15 protein-coding genes and 1 tRNA gene are annotated in these 17,423 nt (G+C 51.6%); 11 read left to right on the top strand and 5 right to left on the bottom strand.

The features are described from left to right. Positions 1 to 18: 18 nt before the first annotated feature. Both LN341_RS13120 and pepA read right to left on the bottom strand, forming a co-directional pair. Positions 19 to 459 (bottom strand): DNA polymerase III subunit chi, encoded by a 441-nt coding sequence (locus LN341_RS13120; protein WP_046219083.1) that lies wholly within the window; start codon positions 457 to 459, stop codon positions 19 to 21. 49 nt (positions 460 to 508) lie between these two features. Then, on the bottom strand, positions 509 to 2,017 hold the full coding sequence (gene pepA / locus LN341_RS13115) for a leucyl aminopeptidase (RefSeq protein ID WP_234203532.1): 1,509 nt from the start codon (positions 2,015 to 2,017) through the stop codon (positions 509 to 511). Between the two features lie 193 nt (positions 2,018 to 2,210). Here pepA and lptF point away from each other — a divergent pair, with 193 nt between their 5' ends. Then, entirely contained in the window at positions 2,211 to 3,311 is a 1,101-nt protein-coding gene (gene lptF / locus LN341_RS13110) for an LPS export ABC transporter permease LptF (protein ID WP_046219081.1), read from the top strand. Then, positions 3,311 to 4,381, top strand: a complete 1,071-nt coding sequence (lptG, locus tag LN341_RS13105; protein ID WP_234203531.1) for an LPS export ABC transporter permease LptG — start codon at positions 3,311 to 3,313, stop codon at positions 4,379 to 4,381. Before lptF ends, lptG begins: the two co-directional genes overlap by 1 nt. A 76-nt stretch (positions 4,382 to 4,457) precedes the next feature. Here lptG and LN341_RS13100 read toward each other — a convergent pair whose 3' ends face one another. Further along, on the bottom strand, positions 4,458 to 4,952 hold the full coding sequence (locus LN341_RS13100; protein ID WP_234203530.1) for an RDD family protein: 495 nt from the start codon (positions 4,950 to 4,952) through the stop codon (positions 4,458 to 4,460). A 253-nt stretch (positions 4,953 to 5,205) separates the two neighbouring features. On the opposite strand from LN341_RS13100, the gene LN341_RS13095 reads away from it, so the two are divergent. The 9 genes from LN341_RS13095 (at position 5,206) to LN341_RS13055 (ending at position 13,588) form a co-directional block, all read left to right on the top strand. After that, positions 5,206 to 5,292: transfer RNA gene (locus LN341_RS13095), tRNA-Leu, on the top strand. 526 nt (positions 5,293 to 5,818) lie between these two features. Then, positions 5,819 to 8,467: an EAL domain-containing protein gene (locus LN341_RS13090; RefSeq protein WP_234203529.1), complete on the top strand. Its 2,649-nt coding sequence runs from the start codon at positions 5,819 to 5,821 to the stop codon at positions 8,465 to 8,467. Between the two features lie 133 nt (positions 8,468 to 8,600). Beyond that, a complete protein-coding gene (locus LN341_RS13085) occupies positions 8,601 to 9,233 on the top strand; it encodes a MarC family protein (protein ID WP_234205050.1) in 633 nt (210 codons plus the stop codon). Between the two features lie 189 nt (positions 9,234 to 9,422). Continuing rightward, on the top strand, positions 9,423 to 10,010 hold the full coding sequence (locus LN341_RS13080; RefSeq protein ID WP_234203528.1) for an outer membrane beta-barrel protein: 588 nt from the start codon (positions 9,423 to 9,425) through the stop codon (positions 10,008 to 10,010). A 264-nt stretch (positions 10,011 to 10,274) separates the two neighbouring features. Continuing rightward, positions 10,275 to 10,721 carry an Hsp20/alpha crystallin family protein gene (locus LN341_RS13075; protein WP_234203527.1) on the top strand — a complete coding sequence of 149 codons (447 nt, stop codon included), beginning with the start codon at positions 10,275 to 10,277 and terminating at the stop codon, positions 10,719 to 10,721. A gap of 104 nt (positions 10,722 to 10,825) precedes the next feature. After that, positions 10,826 to 11,263, top strand: coding sequence for a c-type cytochrome (locus LN341_RS13070; RefSeq protein ID WP_234203526.1), 438 nt, complete (start codon positions 10,826 to 10,828; stop codon positions 11,261 to 11,263). Positions 11,264 to 11,415: 152 nt separating this feature from the next. Then, positions 11,416 to 12,291: a mechanosensitive ion channel family protein gene (locus LN341_RS13065; RefSeq protein ID WP_234205048.1), complete on the top strand. Its 876-nt coding sequence runs from the start codon at positions 11,416 to 11,418 to the stop codon at positions 12,289 to 12,291. A gap of 322 nt (positions 12,292 to 12,613) precedes the next feature. Beyond that, positions 12,614 to 13,156, top strand: a complete 543-nt coding sequence (locus LN341_RS13060) for a GNAT family N-acetyltransferase (protein WP_234203525.1) — start codon at positions 12,614 to 12,616, stop codon at positions 13,154 to 13,156. 24 nt (positions 13,157 to 13,180) lie between these two features. Next, positions 13,181 to 13,588, top strand: a complete 408-nt coding sequence (locus LN341_RS13055) for a GFA family protein (RefSeq protein ID WP_234205046.1) — start codon at positions 13,181 to 13,183, stop codon at positions 13,586 to 13,588. Positions 13,589 to 13,652: 64 nt separating this feature from the next. Here the strand turns inward: LN341_RS13055 and LN341_RS13050 are convergent, their stop codons facing one another. Both LN341_RS13050 and LN341_RS13045 read right to left on the bottom strand, forming a co-directional pair. Further along, entirely contained in the window at positions 13,653 to 14,993 is a 1,341-nt protein-coding gene (locus LN341_RS13050) for a methyl-accepting chemotaxis protein (protein ID WP_234203524.1), read from the bottom strand. A gap of 399 nt (positions 14,994 to 15,392) precedes the next feature. Further along, positions 15,393 to 17,360 (bottom strand): cyanophycinase, encoded by a 1,968-nt coding sequence (locus LN341_RS13045; RefSeq protein ID WP_234203523.1) that lies wholly within the window; start codon positions 17,358 to 17,360, stop codon positions 15,393 to 15,395. Positions 17,361 to 17,423: the final 63 nt, after the last annotated feature.

Here is a 17,423-nt window from a genome sequence, read left to right as displayed (position 1 = left end):
TGATGGATCTAGGTGGAATTAGGGCGATTCAGGCGCAGGTGTGGTCTGCAATTGAATGCCTGCCAACCGGTACGCTTTATAGCGTTCACGGGCCTGCTGCTTGAGTTTTTCTTCGCAAGGCACGAAGTCTACCACTTGTGCAAAGGTCACGGCAAAATTTGGTGCATCCTGACTGAGGTTGATCAGGATTGCCCGGCGGCCGCTGTGTCGCAGCCCAGGCCAGCCGATCTCTACCGGAGAACCCTGTCTGGGGCCTTCACCAATCAGGTTGTGGGGCACGAAATTGTCGGGATCTTGTTGCCAGAGGTATTCGTCCAGCCATTCGGCCTGCTCGCGGGTTTCCGCCAGCAGGAACACAGACTGGCCTTGCTGATACCACCATGCTGCTTGCTGACCGGCCAGTTTCAGCCTCGCCTCCGGATCGGCGTCGTCAATGATATAAAAGGTAGCATGGCTCATAAATGTCTATCCGAAAAAAGGGGCCGTCTGGCCCCTCTGTCGATGATGGTTAATCGAGGTTTTCCAGACCGGCCCGGTTGAGCAGGAACTGGACCAGCAAAGGCACCGGACGTCCGGTAGCCCCTTTGTTTTTGCCGCCTGTCCAGGCGGTCCCGGCGATATCCAGGTGCGCCCAGTTGTACTTCTTGGCGAAGCGAGACAGGAAGCAACCTGCGGTAATGGTACCCGCGCCCGGTGTACCGATGTTGGCCAGATCCGCAAACGGACTCGCCAGCTGTTCCTGGTATTCATCGTTCATTGGCAGACGCCAGGCACGGTCACCGGCCTGCTCAGAGGCGTTGACCAGCTCATGGGCCAGTGGGTTATGGTTCGCCATCAGACCGCTGATGTGATTGCCCAGGGCCACCACACAGGCGCCGGTCAGGGTGGCGACGTCAATCACGCACTCAGGCTCAAAGCGCTCCACATAAGTCAGTGCATCACACAAGACCAGGCGACCTTCCGCGTCTGTATTCAGCACTTCCACGGTCTGGCCAGACATGGTGGTCAGAATGTCACCCGGACGGTAGGCATTGCCGCCCGGCATGTTTTCACAGCCCGCCAGTACGCCAATGACATTGAGCGGCAGATTCAGTTTCGCCAGAGAGCGCATCGCCCCGAAGACGGTCGCGGCGCCGCACATGTCGTATTTCATTTCGTCCATATTGGCTGACGGCTTGATGGAAATACCGCCTGAGTCAAAGGTTAGCCCTTTACCAACCAGTACCAGCGGTTTGGCACTCGGATCCGGATGACCTTTGTACTCAATGATCGACATCATGGCTTCATTTTTAGAGCCCTGGCCCACGGCCAGATACGAGGTCATACCCAGCTCTTTCATTTCCTGCTCGCCAATGATTTTGGTGCTGACGGTATCAAAGTCGTCAGCCAGACGGCGAGCCTGAGAGGCGAGGTAAGCCGGGTTCGCCACGTTCGGCGGCATATTGCCCAGATCTTTCGCTGCGCGGACACCGGATGCGATGGCCAGACCATGGCTGATCGCGCGCTCACCCAGCGACAGTTCACGGCGGGTCGGGACATTGAACACCAGCTTGCGCAGCGGACGGCGGGTTTCCGGTTTGGTGCTCTTGAACTGATTAAAGGTGTAGAGGCTGTCTTTGGTGGTCTCGACCGCCTGACGGACTTTCCAGTAAGTGTCCCGGCCCTTAACGTGCAGTTCAGTCAGGAAGCAGACGGCTTCCATTGACCCGGTTTCATTCAGCGTGCTAATAGTTTGCTTAATGATTTGTTTGTACTGACGTTCATCCAGTTCACGCTCTTTACCACAGCCAACAAGCAGAACACGTTCAGAAAGCACGTTCGGGACATGGTGAAGCAACAGCATCTGGCCAGGTTTTCCTTCCAGATCACCGCGACGCAGCAGGGAACTGATGTAACCCTCGCTGATCTTATCCAGTTGTTCAGCAATGGGAGAGAGGCGGCGTGGTTCAAAGACGCCAACGACGATACAGGCACTGCGCTGTTTCTCGGGGCTACCACTTTTTACACTGAACTCCATGCGTACTCCTACATCCTATAAAGACAATTAGGGCTAAATGTTAGATAATACCGCACTTACTTGTTGGTTCTTGAATTCAGGTTAAGATCAAAGTGCAGGCTGACAGTTAGCCGAAAGATAAAAAAATAACTGATTTACCGGAAAATTATAGTGATTCCAGCAAAAAAACAAGTTTTCTATGGGTATATAACGCGTGATTATTGTTCGTTATTTGACACGTGAGACAATCAAGAGCCAGGTCGCGGTCCTTTTTGTATTGTTTCTTATCTTTATCAGTCAGAAGTTTATCCGCATTCTGGCTGATGCGACAGACGGATCCATTCCTGGTGATCTGGTCCTGACCCTGATGGGGCTGTATATGCCCTCGATGGCGATGCTGATGCTGCCGCTGAGTTTATATATTGGGATCCTGCTCACTTTTGGCCGCTTATATGCCGAAAGTGAAATCACTGTGATGAATGCAACCGGCATCGGGAATACGTTCCTGATCCGGGCAGCATTGTGGCTGGCAATTATCACCGGAGCCATTGCGGCGTTCAATGCGCTGTGGCTGGCACCCTGGAGTGCAGAAAAAGAAACCCAGGTCATGGAGCAGGTGGAAGCGGATTCTGGGCTGGATCTGCTGGTGAAAGGCCAGTTTCAGGGCGCGCCGGATGGCCGTGGTGTGGTCTTTGTCGATGACATTACCGACAAAGGCGGCAAACTGCACCGCGTCTTTGTGGCGCAACCAACGGCCAGTGACACTTTGCGCCCGAGTGTGATGTTTGCCAATAGCGGTACTGTGGATGTACTGAAAGATGGCCGGCAGGTGCTCGATTTGCAGAACGGTGTCCGCTACGAAGGGCTGCCGACCCGTCTGGACTATTCCATCACAGGTTTTGATAATTATCAGGCGGTGATCGGCCAGCGGGCGATCAAAGAAAAAGACCGCGACTGGGATGCCCTGCCGACCCTGGCGCTGATGCAGCGTCCGGAACTGGCAGCCCAGGCTGAATTTCAGTGGCGGATGTCGCTGGTGATCTGTATCCCGTTGCTGACCATGGTGGTGGTGCCTTTATCGGCGGTGAATCCGCGTCAGGGGCGCTTTGCCAAGCTGGTGCCTGCGGTGCTGATTTATCTTTGTTATTTTCTGGCGATCAGCGCGGCAAAATCGGCGGTGGAAGATGGCGGACTGCCGGTCGGCATTGGCTTGTGGAGTATCAATATTCTCATGCTGCTGGTGGCGATTGGGCTCAATAGCTGGGACTCGCTGCCCATGCGACAATTCAGAGATAAATTTCGGAGACGCGGCTGATGTTTAAAATTCTCGACTGGTACATTGGCCGTACCATTATTGCCACTTCTGCCCTGACACTGTCGACCCTGGTGGGCCTGTCTGCCATCATCAAATACGTGGAACAGCTGCGTAAAGTGGGCGACGGGACGTACGATTTGTGGAAAGCACTGCTCTTTGTGCTGCTCAGTGCGCCGCGTGATATTGAAATGTTCTTCCCGATGGCGGTGTTGCTGGGGGCGCTGATCGGCCTGGGCACACTGGCGTCCAGCTCAGAGCTGGTGGTGATGCAGGCTGCCGGCTTTTCTAAACTGGATATCGGCCTGTCAGTGCTGAAAACGGCCGTGCCGCTGATGCTGCTGGTGATGGTACTGGGGCAGTGGGGCGCGCCACAGGCGCAGAAAGCGGCACGGGAGTTACGGGCGATCTGGACTTCTGGCGGCAATGTGTTTTCGGTACAGCGCGGGGTCTGGGCTAAAGATGATAACGACTTTATTTACATTGGCCGGATCCACGAGCAAACCAATCTCAACGCGATAAACATCTGGGAATTTGATGAAAAAGACGTGCTGAAAGACAGTTTGTTCGCCCGCTCTGCGACTTTTCTCGACGAAAAAGGCTGGGAGCTGAAAGATGTCACTGTGACCCACATTGGCGAAGAAAAGCAGGAAAATACCCATTTCGACACCAAAATCTGGCAGACCAGTCTGACCCCGGATAAGCTGGCTGTGGTTACAGTCAAACCGGAAGAACTGGCCCTCTCTGGCGTATACGATTATGTCCAGTATTTAAAAGAGACCAAGCAGGATGCTTCGCGCTACGAACTGGCTTTCTGGCGTAAAGCCCTGCAGCCGTTCTCAATCGCCGTGATGATGCTGCTGGCGCTGTCTTTTGTTTTCGGCCCGTTACGTTCGGTGACGATGGGTGCGCGGGTATTGTCCGGGGTGATCTTCGGGTTTGCTTTTTATATCTCGAATGAAGTGTTCGGCCCGCTGAGTATGGTGTACCGTCTGCATCCGATTGTGGGCGCATTGGGTCCGAGTCTGGTCTTCTTGTTCATTACTTTGTACCTGCTCCGACGTAAACTCTAGATCAGAAACAGACAAAGAGAGACAGAGAGACAAAAGGCGCCATTCAGGCGCCTTTTTTGTGCGTTTGATCTGCCGATCAGTTGGGTTTTGGCAGCAACACCATTTCACATTCTGCCATCAAATCCTGCAGCGATTGCTTGGTGTGGCTGAAAGGCACCAGCAAATTGCCCAGGCCAAAGGCCGATGTCGCCATGCGAATAAGCGCTTGGGTAAAGCGGATATTTGAACCATCGGCATTCTGAATGCGCAGCTTCCAGGCGCGCATACCCAGCGTCTGACCGGCTTTACACCAGAAATAGCCAAAGAAAGCGACGATGCTCCCGCCCAGATACACAGAGTATATTGGTGCAGCCACCGGGTGTCGGGTGAGGTATTCACTGGCATCGGCATAGTTGCCCAGGTTCAGCAAGCCGGTGCTGAGTAGTAAAGCGATCACGGCCATGGCCAGACCGCCAGCCAGCATTAATACTGCAGCCACCACCAGAGCGTCGTAAATCCAGGCGCCGATGCGACGAAACAGCCCCGGGTATTGTTTGGTTTGCGTCATGTCCTTTTTCACTGCTGTTGTCATGGTTCCACCACAAAGAGTAAAGAGAACAGGCAAGCCTGCCTGCTCCAAAAAACTGCGGCACAGTGTAGCAATAGTTCCAGGCTCAGGGTACTCAAGTTGCGCGTTACTGTCCGATTGCAACAGAGAGTGTCGATTGGATTGGCAACGGAATGCGGTGAAAAATGCCGGAGCGACGAAAAAAGCAGCAAACGATCGATCGCTCTTCATAAAGTTGCTTGCACATCAACACCGTATACGTATAATCAGCGTCATTGCCCGGGTGGCGAAATTGGTAGACGCAGCGGATTCAAAATCCGCCGCTGGTGACAGTGTGCCGGTTCAAGTCCGGCCCCGGGCACCAATTTCAACAACAAAGCCTCGACGACTGTCGGGGCTTTGTTGTTTCTGACGTTCAAAAACTTATGCTCGCTTTTTTCTTGTCATCAACCTGCAGGAAGCGAGCTTAAGCCCTTCTTCTCATCATATGTGCCAGCAAACGATTTGTACCGGTACAGATTTCGCTTCAGTTATCTTCAACGTTTTTGCGGCTAACCTTGATGTGCTTGCATGATCACACGCGCTGAAACCATAGCTGATGACAGTGCAGTAGTGCACAAATTTGATTCTCAGAAAGCATATTTATACAAATATCAGATCAGGGCGAAAGAAAGTGCAATGTCATCATCCTATGATGTTTATATCTTGATTTGCATGAATTTATTGCAGTTGTAAGCATAGGATGTGCAGACAGTTGACAGCTTCAGGGATGAAAAGGCGTCGCATTCTGAGTGGGTATTGTTCGTCGTCCGGTACATGCCGGCGAGCACCTGCAAGTCGCGTTTTCACCGCATTCCTGAGCAGCATCATGGACTTGATGAGGAAGAATAATGCGAAGAATGTCGGGTCGGTATCTGGCGCTTTTTATGTGTTTGGTCGCTGTTCTGGGTTACTTTGCTTATCAGATCTATACCAAGCAACTGGCTTTAACCAAGAATAAAGCCCGCAGTGAAATCATCGTGGCGGGCAACAATATCCGAACCGTGATGGAGCAGTCACTCAATGCATTACATACCCTGGCTGCCGTGGTGGATCAAAGCCATGGCAAGGTGGAGCGGTTTGAGGCACTGGCTGCCAGGCTGCTGCCGCTTCATCCCGGTATTCTTTCGCTGCAACTCGCACCGCAAGGGCGCCTGAACTACATTTATCCGCTTGAGGGCAACGAAGCTGTGCTCGGGATGGATTTATTTGCCTCATCCCGAACCCGGCCCGGTGCTTTGCAGGCATACCGCTCCGGGACCATCGTGATGGATGGTCCTTATGAGTTGCTGCAGGGCGGTTATGGCGTTCTGGCGCGCTTACCGGTTTATGTTTCAGCGCCTTCTCTGCCGAACTCTCAGGCTGAACAGGCATCCCGTACTTTCTGGGGACTGGCGATTGCCCTGATCCGTTTTCCTCAGGCGCTGGAAGGCAGTTCGCTGGCTGAACTGACACAACTGGGATATCAGTATCAGCTCTGGACCCAAAATGCCCGGACAGGGCAGCCTTTAGTGATTTCAAACAGTCAGGGTGATCTGCAGTGGCAGACACTGACTGACAGTATTCATTATGAGATTGAGATCAGTGGCCGCACCTGGTCATTGGCAATGGCCCGCTCACAGGGCTGGGGCGATCCGCTGTTGTTTGGTCTGTTAACACTGCTGACCCTGCTGCTCGCCTTGATCGTGACCCGTCTGGTGTACAGCGCCCAGTACTCAAAAAGATGTGCCCGGGATCTGGAAGGGCTGGTGAGTATGAGGACCGAGCAACTACGCCAGAGTGAAAAAGAATTGCACCGGGCGCAGGAGGTCGCCGGTATCGGTTCCTGGCGTTATGATGCCATCAAAAATGGCCGCATATTGACGCCGCAAGCCAGAGCCGTGCTGGACTGGCCCTCTGAAGTCATGACATTCAGGCAACTGATGGCCCGGGTTCCCGAGGCTTACCATGCTGGGGTTGCCGCCGTCTGGTTCAATGAAAATCACTCCAGACATAAATTTGTGGAATACCCGGTTGTGGTGAACCATCAGGAGCGCTGGCTCAGAGAATTTTCTGAAAGCCGGATCACCACTGTCGGTGTCGAACTGATTGGTACGGTGCAGGACATCACAGAATCCAAATCGCAACAGGAAATGATCTGGCGACAGGCTCATTACGATAGTCTGACGGGGTTGCCCAACCGCTATTATCTGCTGAAACTCATGCAGGAATTCATGGCGAAGTCGAAGGAAAGTCATGAGGCTTTCGCCGTTATTTTTGTCGATATTGATGACTTCAAATGGGTGAACGATGCCTTGGGGCATTTAGAGGGCGATAAAATACTGCAAATGCTGGCAGAGCGTTTGAGCCGGTTATTACCGTCTGAGCATGCAGTCGCTGCCCGGGTCAGCGGGGATGAGTTCGTGATTCTGATGCGTCAGGCACCTGAAGGCAGTGACGTGGAGGCATTTCTTCGCGCATTGCTATCGGCTTTTGAACAGCCACTGCAAGCGGCGCATCGCTTGCTACAGGTGTCCTGCAGTGCCGGGATCGCCATTTATCCGGATGACGGCTCAAGTGCTGAAGACTTGTTGGGCAAGTCCGATTTGGCGATGTATCACGCGAAAAACCAGGGCAAGCACAACTTCAGCTTCTTTACTCCTGAGATGGCGGCTGAGGCCAATGAAAATCGCCACCTTGAGGATGAGCTCAAAGCCGCGATAAAGAATCAGGATTTTGAGCTGTACTATCAGCCGATCATCGATGCCCGCACCGGGCAGATCGTGGCGGTGGAATCCCTGATCCGGTGGTTTCATCATGAAAAAGGGCCGATCTCCCCGGATTGTTTTATTCCTGTTGCAGAGGAAAAGGGATTTATCCTCGATATTGGTCATTGGGTGCTGAAGCAGGCGGTGTCTGATATTTATGGTTTAAATGGTGCGCTGGGGACTCAACTGGCCGTGACGATCAATATTTCCAGACGCCAGTTACAGGATGAAACCTTCTATCAGCAGTTGCAGGACGTGCTGGCTGAGCTGCCTGTGTCTGCCCAACAGGTGGTGCTGGAAATTACCGAATCAGCGCTGGTCGACAGCCATCAGAAGCTGACTGAGCAACTGCACCGGATTCAGCAGTTGGGCATCTTGTATGCGCTGGATGATTTCGGCACCGGGTATTCCTCCCTGGCCAGTGTGCGCGATTTTCCGCTCTCGACACTGAAAATCGATAAATCCTTTATCAGAGACTGTCCGCAGGATGAGCAGGCTAACCAAGTCGTCAAAGCGATCATTCAGATGGCCAATGCGCTGGGTATTCAGGTCGTGGCCGAAGGGGTTGAGCACATTGAGCAGGTTGTGTTTTTACAGACACTTCAGTGTGGCTATGCTCAGGGCTTTTATTACCACAGGCCCATGCCGCTGGATGAGCTGCGCCATCTGATTCAATCAGGTGTGCCCGCCACTGTGCATCAGGAGCGTGAGGCTAAATCTGCTGCACCGGCGGAGATGGTTGAAGAAGTCTGAACACAGAAGATCCGTTGGCGTGTTGTCATATCGTCTGAAATGCGCTGATCATTTCACGTCACGATAATTACGACAGAAGCCTCTACACTGCTAAGATATTTCAGTGCTGCAATCGATAAAACAGGGAAGCGATATGATCGATCTGGTGACTTTAGGGGTAACTGTGTTCATGGGCTTTTTTGCCATCATGAACCCGATCGCAAATACGGCGGTATTTACCGGGCTGACCGCCAGCCAATCCCCGCATGAAAAAAAGCAAACGGCCATCAAGGCGCTGACCGCTGCGTTTTTTATTGTTGCAGCGTTCAGTCTGCTCGGAAAAGGGATATTCCAGCTGTTCGGGATCACTTTACCGGCGCTGAGAATGGCCGGGGGAATATTAGTCTTTATGGTGGGTTATCACATGCTGCAGGGAAGCAGTTCTTCCATGCAGACACAAAGCCCCAGCAAGGAGGCTGAGGACGTCTCTATTTCGCCGCTGGCGATCCCGATTCTGGCGGGGCCGGGCACCATAGCAACCGCCATGAACTACTCAGCCGCAGAGAGCCTGCTGCATATTCTGATCACGATTTCTGCGTTCGGGGTGTTGTGCCTGGTTACCTTATTGTGCTTTTTGTATGCCCAAAAGCTGGTGGCATTTCTGGGGAAAGACGGCGTGAATGTTATCACCCGAATCATGGGGTTACTCCTAACGGTCATTGCGATGCAGATGCTGATTCAGGGGGTGCATGATGCGATGCATCTGTTTACGCCGGCGGGTGGTTAATGCATTCAGGGTGCTGATGTATGATTGGCGAAATGTTGTAACGTGCTTATATCCTGATGGTTTCAAGGCGCAATGTCGGCTGAAAATCCGCGCCAGTGCTGTGAGATTGTTCACTGTTTAAATCAATATAGTTGTTCCCGCACAATATGAAACTAGTCTTTCATGTGTGGTTTAACAGGGAGCAATGGAATGAAAGGTTTTGGGCTTGGGGTTATCTTACTTATGCCAGGCATGGCTCTGGCGGCGCCGCATCATCATACCGTCAAGATGACCTATGTCGGTGGCGCGTATGGCGAGACAACATTAGATGTTTCCTCCGCTGATCGTGCGGAGTATGCCGAAGAGGGCTTGTCCATCGATGACACAGACAAAGGCTACAAATTTTTCCTGGGTCATAGAATCAATCGTTACGCGGCTGTGGAAGGATTTTTGGCCGATCTGGGGGAAGCCACACTGAGTCATCAGGATTCAGCGATATCTGCTTCTATAGAAATGGATACCTGGGGCGGGGTGGTACTGGGGATAGTGCCTTTACACCCACAAATTGAGGCGTTTGCAAAGTTGGGGCTGCATGCTTGGGATATGAGCGCAAAAATGCAGGGCCAGACGCTGTTGGAAGATGATGGTACAGATATGCTGTATGGGATTGGTGCCAGCTATATTTACTACCCGACCTATTCTGATGATGCCGTTTCTGTCCGTATCGAATTTGAGCGCTTCGAGATGGACAAGGAGAGTGTGGATTTGTTCTCAGCGGGAATCAGCTATCACTTTTAACCTGACACCGACTTAGTGAACCCAGGCTTGCCTGGGTTTTTTGCGCAAACATGCCGTTTTACCGTCGCTGAATGATGAATGAAATTATATTATTTTTCATGGTGTTATTGTTTTGTTGGGTGGCCTGTTTTCAGACTCAGGCATTTTCTTATCTTACTTTGATTTACATCAAGTCTGATGCCTTACTCCTTTTCTTGCCCTCACTATACTTAAAACCGATACAAACAGTCGGGTGTGAATCTTCTGTGTTGAAGGAGGTTGAAAATGCGTACTGATGTTAAAAAAAGTGGTTTCCCTTCTCTGCTGGATAATGATTTCGACAACTTGTTTCAAGGCTTCTTTCGCCCGGTACTCAGCGGTGATTTTTTGAAGCCAGCCAGCCAATTGCCTGCTGTAGATATTCATGAAACCAAAGACAATTATGTACTGACTGCAGAGTTGCCCGGATTCAGTAAAGAGGATGTTCAGGTCTCTTTTCACAACGGTAAATTAACCATTGCCGCTGAACATCAAGAAGAAACCGAGAAGAAACAGGAAGGGCAAGCCGTGTTGACTGAACGGCGCTATGGCAGCTATTCGCGTACTTTCCAGTTCGGATCGAATATTGCTGAGCACGATATTGATGCGGCGTATCAGGATGGTGTTCTGCGTTTGGTCCTGCCGAAAACGGCCACCAGTGAACCTGAAGTCCGGAAAATTGAAGTCCGTTAAGGTTGAGGGCTGAAGGCACATGCAAACACTCAGGTGCGGGCAGCGATGCCGGCACCTGTTTCCCGTCAGTCAGGGCATCTGCCCTGATATCGGAGGTCTGGACCATGAAAGCTTTTCTTCTCACCGCAGCCTTTGCTGCGATAGCAGGGCTGTCCGGATGTGACAGATCCAGTCAGAGTTTTAGTTTACCCCAGGGCAATGTTGAGCAGGGGGAACAGGTTTTTGTGAAGTACCAATGCCTCAGCTGCCATACGATGGCCGGTTATGAAACAGATACGGAGAACCTGCCCGGTTCGATGGAAACGCCGGTAGCGCTTGGCGGACAGGTGAGCCGCATCCGGACTTATCCTGAGTTGGTGACGTCTGTGATTAACCCTTCGCACAGACTCGCCGAAGGTTATGAGGCCGAGAGTGGCCAGTCTGTGATGCCGAGTTTTAACGATGTGATGACGGTAACTGAATTGGTGAATCTGGTGCATTTTCTGGAATCACATTATGAGCTGGAACCGTATCCGCGTACTGAGTATATGAGTCCCCGATAAGGATCGGCGAGCGGAATTTACTTTACAACGCTGTCAGCAATAGGCGAGACTTCTCCTTGTAAATTTTATGGTCAATGTTTTGTGCTGTTTGCTGCTGAGCAGGGCGCGATAATCTGCTAACAGGTTGAAAGTAAATCATGTGGGATCCTTTTCTGGAAAAAATTGAGCTGGTCATACTGTACTTATTGACACACAAACTCTTACTCAGTTTGTGTGTTGTACTGCTGGTGATCGTCATTCGCCGTGTCACGATTACCCGGATCCGCGGCGAGGCGAATTTTCTCAGTGAAGATCAGCGGAAATGGATCTCACGCACCAAAAATGGCGCCTTTACCTTATTGCTGCTGACGCTTTTTCTGCTGTGGGAATCGGAGATCAGCAAGTTTGCGCTGTCGCTGACCGCCATCGCAGTGGCCCTGGTGGTGGCATCGAAAGAGATTATTCTGTGTATTACCGGCTCACTGCAGCGTGCCAGTTCCCGTTCATTCCGCATTGGCGACTGGATTGAAGTGGGGCCTGTCTGCGGCGAAGTCATCGAACATAATCTGATGGCCACTGTGATTCAGGAAATTGCCTTGCAGCAAGGCCAGTACCATTACACGGGCAAAACCATCACTTTGCCGAACAGTATGTTCTTCACCGTGGCAGTTAAGAACCTGAATTTCATGAAACGTTATGTCTATCATGGCTTTACTGTGACGATAAAAGAAACGGTGAACCTTTATCCTATGGTGCCGGTGCTGCTGGATAAGATTGACGAGCATATCGCCGACTTTATTGATATCGCCCGGCGCTATAACCATATGATAGAGCGTCATGCCGGGGTCGATTTACCCGGTTCGGATCCGCATATTCATATCACGACAACAGCGACGGGCGAGCAGCAGGTGCACTTTAAGCTGTTTTGTCCGACAGTGCAGGCGGCTGAACTGGAGGCAAAAATCCGGGAAGATTTTATGACCCTGTACTGCGAACAATATTTGCCTGTTGCCGCCAAAACCGTTGAGCTGGAATACCAATCCGCCTGATCTGCGTCGGATCAATTCCTAAATGCACGCATAAAAAAGCAGCGCCGAAGGGCGCTGCTTTGCTTTTGCACAAACTGATTTTCTTTGAACACAACACAGTTCGGGTGGTGAATGATCACCGCGATGAATCAAGCAAGTTGCAGGCCAGCATGCGTTCTGTTTCAAGTCTTTGAAAGTGAGCACAAAAGAATGGCTCAACGAGGGTTTTCGGTCTGGCAGTTGCATTTTGCAGTGGCTTCTTGCAACCCCATTCTGGATTTGCAATTTGAAAAGGCACAAGGCATTGTGCTACCAGATGTATAAGTATGTAAGGATGATATGGATGTTCAGTCAGAGCGTTGATCAGGATATCGAACTGGTTCTGGTGCAGCCGTCTTTCGCAGCCCGTTATGTCGAGCTGGTGAATACGCATTATGATTATTTGTCTCAGTGGTTGGCCTGGCCGCCGCACTGTCATACCGAGGCGGATTTCACCGATTTTATCCGTCGCTCCCTGCATGAGTACGCCGAGGGGAAATCCATGGTGTGCGGTATTTTTTACCGGGGACAACTGGTTGGCAACTGCAGCTTTAATACTTTAGATCACAGCCTGAAAACGGCCGATATCGGTTACTGGCTGGCGGCTGATTTTCAAGGGCAGGGCATTATTACCCGGGTATGCCGTCATCTTTTCCGCCTGGCGTTTGACCATTTTGCGATGGAGAAAGTGGTGATTTCAGCCGCGGTTGACAATACGGCGAGCAGAGCGGTCGCAGAACGCCTGGGCATGACGCTGGAAGGGGTGATCACCCGCAGTGAGAACCTCAACGGCCGTATTCTTGACCATGCGATTTATGCGCTCCAACGTGATTCAGTACATTCATGACTATAAGGAAAGATAATGAGTGAAGTGACTTATCCCATTCACGGTGCCTGCCAGTGTGGCGGCGTGACCTACACATTGCTCGCACCGCCGGCCATGGTTGTGGCCTGCCACTGCAAAGAATGCCAGAAGCTCTCGACCAGTGCGTTCAGTATTACGGCCATGGTGGATGCCAAAGATGTGGTTTTTAAAGGCGTGATGGCTGACTGGTCCCGGCCTGCCGACAGCGGTAATATCAGCGCCGCGAAGTTTTGCCCGACCTGCGGCAATCGTATCTACCACTTTAACCCTGAACAGCCGGATGCCATCAAACTCAAACCCAGTAATCTGAGCGACACCCGCGTGATTCAGCCGACCGCTCATGCCTGGGTCAGTGAAAAGCAGGACTGGTTCACCATTCCGGATGGTGTGAAGCAATTTGCCCGGCAGCCGTAAATCCGGATAAATCAACCGGAGCCCAGAGACGCACTTCACCGCAGCAGCGAGCCGTGAGTGCGTTTTATCCTGCTTTGACCTGAAAATCAGGCGCGCCCTGTGCGGTGTTCAGTAAAGTTTTGGCAATGTCGGCAAGGGCTCTGGATTGCTCAGAACCGGCATCCACCCGGGTTTTGGTTTTCTGTGCGGCCGTATTGATATCACTGGCATGTTGACGGATGGATTGAATGACAGCATTTTGCTCCTCGCCAGAGGCCGCAATCTGGGTGTTTTGCTGCTCCAGGTGATTGATGGCATCCAGAATGTGTTTCAGAGCGAGATCGACCTGCTGGAAATGCTCAGTGACTTCTGTCGCTTCGTGTTCGCTTTGATTCATCAGCGCGACGGATTGTTTGGACTCCTGGTGCAGTTGCTCAATCATGGCTTTAATTTCTCCGGCGCTTTGCTGAGTGCGGCCGGCTAAGGTGCGCACTTCATCGGCGACAACGGCAAAACCGCGTCCTTGTTCACCGGCCCGGGCGGATTCAATGGCGGCATTGAGCGCCAGCAGATTGGTCTGCCCGGCAATGTCACCAATGGCATTCATGATGCTGTCGATGTTTTCTATGGTTGTGTCGAGACGGCGAATCATCACGCTGACATTGTGCGTATCGTCAACCAGAGACTGAATACTGGCATGAGTTTCACTGACAATCTGCATGCCCTGACTGGCAAATTCTTTGGCGGTACTGGCAGCTTCCGACGCGATGTGGGCATTGTCACTGCTGTGCAGCACTTGCTCTTCCATTGCGATGATCGCACGGGTGAGCTGATTGATTTGCTGGCTTTGCGTCTCAGCCTGTTCTGTGATTTCTGATAATGTCTGGGTGTTACTGACGGCGACATCATTTAACCTGTGTGATGTTGTATTCACAGCGTCTATCACATATTCATTTTGTTGTTTCTGCTGTTTGGTACGCTCAGCGTATTGCGTAATGGCTTGTTCTTTTTCCTGCTCGGTTTTACAAAAATAAATCAGTGCGAATGTTTGCACTGAGGCATAAAAACAATGATGGATAACCATGCTGATCATCAGCTCATCTTTAGGCAGTACGTATATCGGATATCCGGATTTCTGCAGATAAAAGAATAGAAAATGGTGAATCGCAGCAGCCACTAATACATTGACCAGTACCAGCTTTTGCTTAAATAACAAACAGAATGAAATCAGAATAAATACTTCAAAGTGAGTCATCACCATGCCGCCGTCCTGATGAATATTCAGCGCGACAAAGCCATAAAGGATATAGGCCTGAAGGTTATCCAGCCTGAATATCAGGCAGGTCATGCTGGCCGTAATTAACCCCAGAAAAATCAGTAATACAGTGATATCTATATTTGCGAAATGTAGTTTACTGATCGTCATGATTGAAAAAAAACCGATCACAAAAAGCAGTTGTCGGTTTTTCACATTCAATTGCAAGCGGTCCATATTTGTTGCTTGATGGCTATCAGGTTGAATATTCATATAGATAACTATATTAATAATTGACTGGTGAATTATTGATAGCACAGAAATAACGGATAAAAAGACAGTGTGGATTAAATGTGATCATATTCCCAAATGTCAGCTGAATGGAAAAAGAACCTGGGCATTGACGGCGAATTCCTACTGGCAGGCAACCAATGCGCAGGTCGACAGCCAGTGACCCGTCGTGGTATTTCAGTGCAGAAAAACCAGCACAGACCCCAGAATTGACACGTGATAAAGCGGGATGTGAAAAGGGGCTGTGAAAGCCCCTTTGGCGGATCTGTGTGAGCGGCATTACTGTGGCGTAATCGAGGTCATCACAGACTGGTAAGAGGCTTTGCCGTTATAAACGGCCCCCACCGTATTGCTGCTTCGCTCGAAATCCAGAATGAACTCAGGGTTGTATTCATAGCTGTAACCCACAGCAGATTTCACCTGAGTCTGAATCATATCGTCCAGTAAAGCCCGGTAATGATCCTGATACAGGATGTCGTTATCCGTGATTGTCCGGTTCTTCTTGTAACCGGTATACAGGGCGGCACCCGGATTGAAACTGAGGGAGTAAGTTTCAGTGGCCGGATACCAGATGAAGGTGTCACCGGCATTGAGATAGTGCGTGGTGATATCGCTGATCCAGAAGGGGGTTTCCTGTACCAGACTGGCGGTTGCGTTATCCGCAATATAAACCCCGTTCTGACCCACGACAGACATGGACACCGGCGCATCTGGCGTCAAAGGCTGGCTGACGATGAGTGCGGTGGTTTCATCGACCCCAAAGCCAAAGCGGACGCCCTGTTGATGGGCCAGTTTGATCAGCCGGGTCTGACGTGCACGTTCGGAGAAGTGCGTATCCGTCACGCCCCAGTTGAAGACCCCCAATCCCCCTGCTGCATTCATCAGGTGGGCCGGGTAGCCGGACGCCAGGACATCATAAGCCGTCCCACCATCAATCATCGGGTTGATGGCATCATTCGGCGTCAGCCTGCCGCCGCCCTGAACGGCCGCGCCGGCACTGGTGCCGCCAATGACCAGCGCTCCCTGCTCGAACCGGCTCCGGATAGCAGCCATTTCCGGGCTGTCGGTTCCGTTGCTGATCAGGCTTTCCAGCGTGCGTAACTGACTGCCTCCATTAATAAACAGACCATCGGCAGACTGGATCATCGACAGCACGGTTTCCGGATTGTCGCAGGCGGCCTGCGCCTGGCTGGCATAGTCTGCAAAATAGATATCCTGATGGGGTTTTCCGGCCAGCACATCGTGCTGCAACTGCAGATCATTACACTGGTTTTGATCGACACTCTGGCGGTAGGCCCGATCAACCGGGAACCAGGTGACGGTTGCCCCTGCCTGTTCAAATAACTGAACATAATAATCTGCAACGTCATAGTGGTTATTGGAAGAGGAAGTCATCACCAGGATGTGGGGCTGGCCATGTTCACCAGAAGCTGCTTTTGCCATCTCGACAAATGTGTTGTAGGCCGTGACAGAGTCGCTGCTCAGGGAATCATTCAGGGCAACATATTCCACCGGACGGGTGTATTGAGGCACATTACGATACAGGCGCAGTACCCTGAACTGATCTTCAATGCTCAGATCGTTATAGGCGCTGCCAATGGCGGTAATAAAGTCGATATAAGTAAAGCTGGTATTTTCGGGCAAGGTCGCAAGCGCATCGAGCAGTCCGGTGTTTCCGGCAAAAGTGTCAGTTGCCGCGTTATCACGGCTGGCCGTCCGGGTATAAGTGATCAGCCCGTCATCCTTTTTCAGGTAGGACAGGGCATCCCACTGATCTGAACTGGCGTCGTACCACAGATACTCACCGTCAATCGGTGTGCCATTGACGGTGACATTGATGTCAGAGGCTGTCAGTGCCAGCATGGCTGCTTTGAAGTCATCCCAGGACGGAATCGGCTGGCTGTCGTACTGCTGCTGAAGGGCATGCAGGGCGTTCGAAATTGCCTGCTGCATTTGAGGATCCGCGGCCCAGGGCGCGGCATTGATCACGCGCTGAATGTAAGCGTCGGATGTGGCGACCGGTTCTTCTGTGGGGGTACGGATTTCAGCATCGGTCAGGTTAGCCAGTGCTGATTGCCGGTAACTGTCCCAGTCAGCACATTCTGCCTGGGTCATTGACGAGCAGACCACTAAATGCCCGCCGCCCAGAAAGAGCTGCTTTGCCGGCGCCGATTCAGCCTGACAGCCGAGGGAAAGGGTCAGCGCGATGCCGGCCGTCAGAGTTGAGAGATTGAAACGTGTTTTCATTGTGTTGCCTCCATTGAGACCTCTCCGGTGATACCGGAGGACAACGTCCGTATTGTTTGAGTG

The organism is Photobacterium sp. TLY01 (genome assembly GCF_021432065.1).
Classification (GTDB): Bacteria; Pseudomonadota; Gammaproteobacteria; order Enterobacterales; family Vibrionaceae; genus Photobacterium; species Photobacterium halotolerans_A.
Note: the sequence above shows the minus strand (reverse complement) of the source record. Positions and strands in the feature narration are given on the sequence as shown.

Coding starts and splice junctions, on each gene's coding strand:
- LN341_RS13120 (WP_046219083.1), bottom strand. CDS start 459: ATGAGCCATGCTACCTTTTATATCATTGACGACGCCGATCCGGAGGCG.
- pepA (WP_234203532.1), bottom strand. CDS start 2,017: ATGGAGTTCAGTGTAAAAAGTGGTAGCCCCGAGAAACAGCGCAGTGCC.
- lptG (WP_234203531.1), top strand. CDS start 3,311: ATGTTTAAAATTCTCGACTGGTACATTGGCCGTACCATTATTGCCACT.
- LN341_RS13100 (WP_234203530.1), bottom strand. CDS start 4,952: ATGACAACAGCAGTGAAAAAGGACATGACGCAAACCAAACAATACCCG.
- LN341_RS13090 (WP_234203529.1), top strand. CDS start 5,819: ATGCGAAGAATGTCGGGTCGGTATCTGGCGCTTTTTATGTGTTTGGTC.
- LN341_RS13085 (WP_234205050.1), top strand. CDS start 8,601: ATGATCGATCTGGTGACTTTAGGGGTAACTGTGTTCATGGGCTTTTTT.
- LN341_RS13080 (WP_234203528.1), top strand. CDS start 9,423: ATGAAAGGTTTTGGGCTTGGGGTTATCTTACTTATGCCAGGCATGGCT.
- LN341_RS13075 (WP_234203527.1), top strand. CDS start 10,275: ATGCGTACTGATGTTAAAAAAAGTGGTTTCCCTTCTCTGCTGGATAAT.
- LN341_RS13070 (WP_234203526.1), top strand. CDS start 10,826: ATGAAAGCTTTTCTTCTCACCGCAGCCTTTGCTGCGATAGCAGGGCTG.
- LN341_RS13060 (WP_234203525.1), top strand. CDS start 12,614: ATGTTCAGTCAGAGCGTTGATCAGGATATCGAACTGGTTCTGGTGCAG.
- LN341_RS13050 (WP_234203524.1), bottom strand. CDS start 14,993: ATGACGATCAGTAAACTACATTTCGCAAATATAGATATCACTGTATTA.
- LN341_RS13045 (WP_234203523.1), bottom strand. CDS start 17,360: ATGAAAACACGTTTCAATCTCTCAACTCTGACGGCCGGCATCGCGCTG.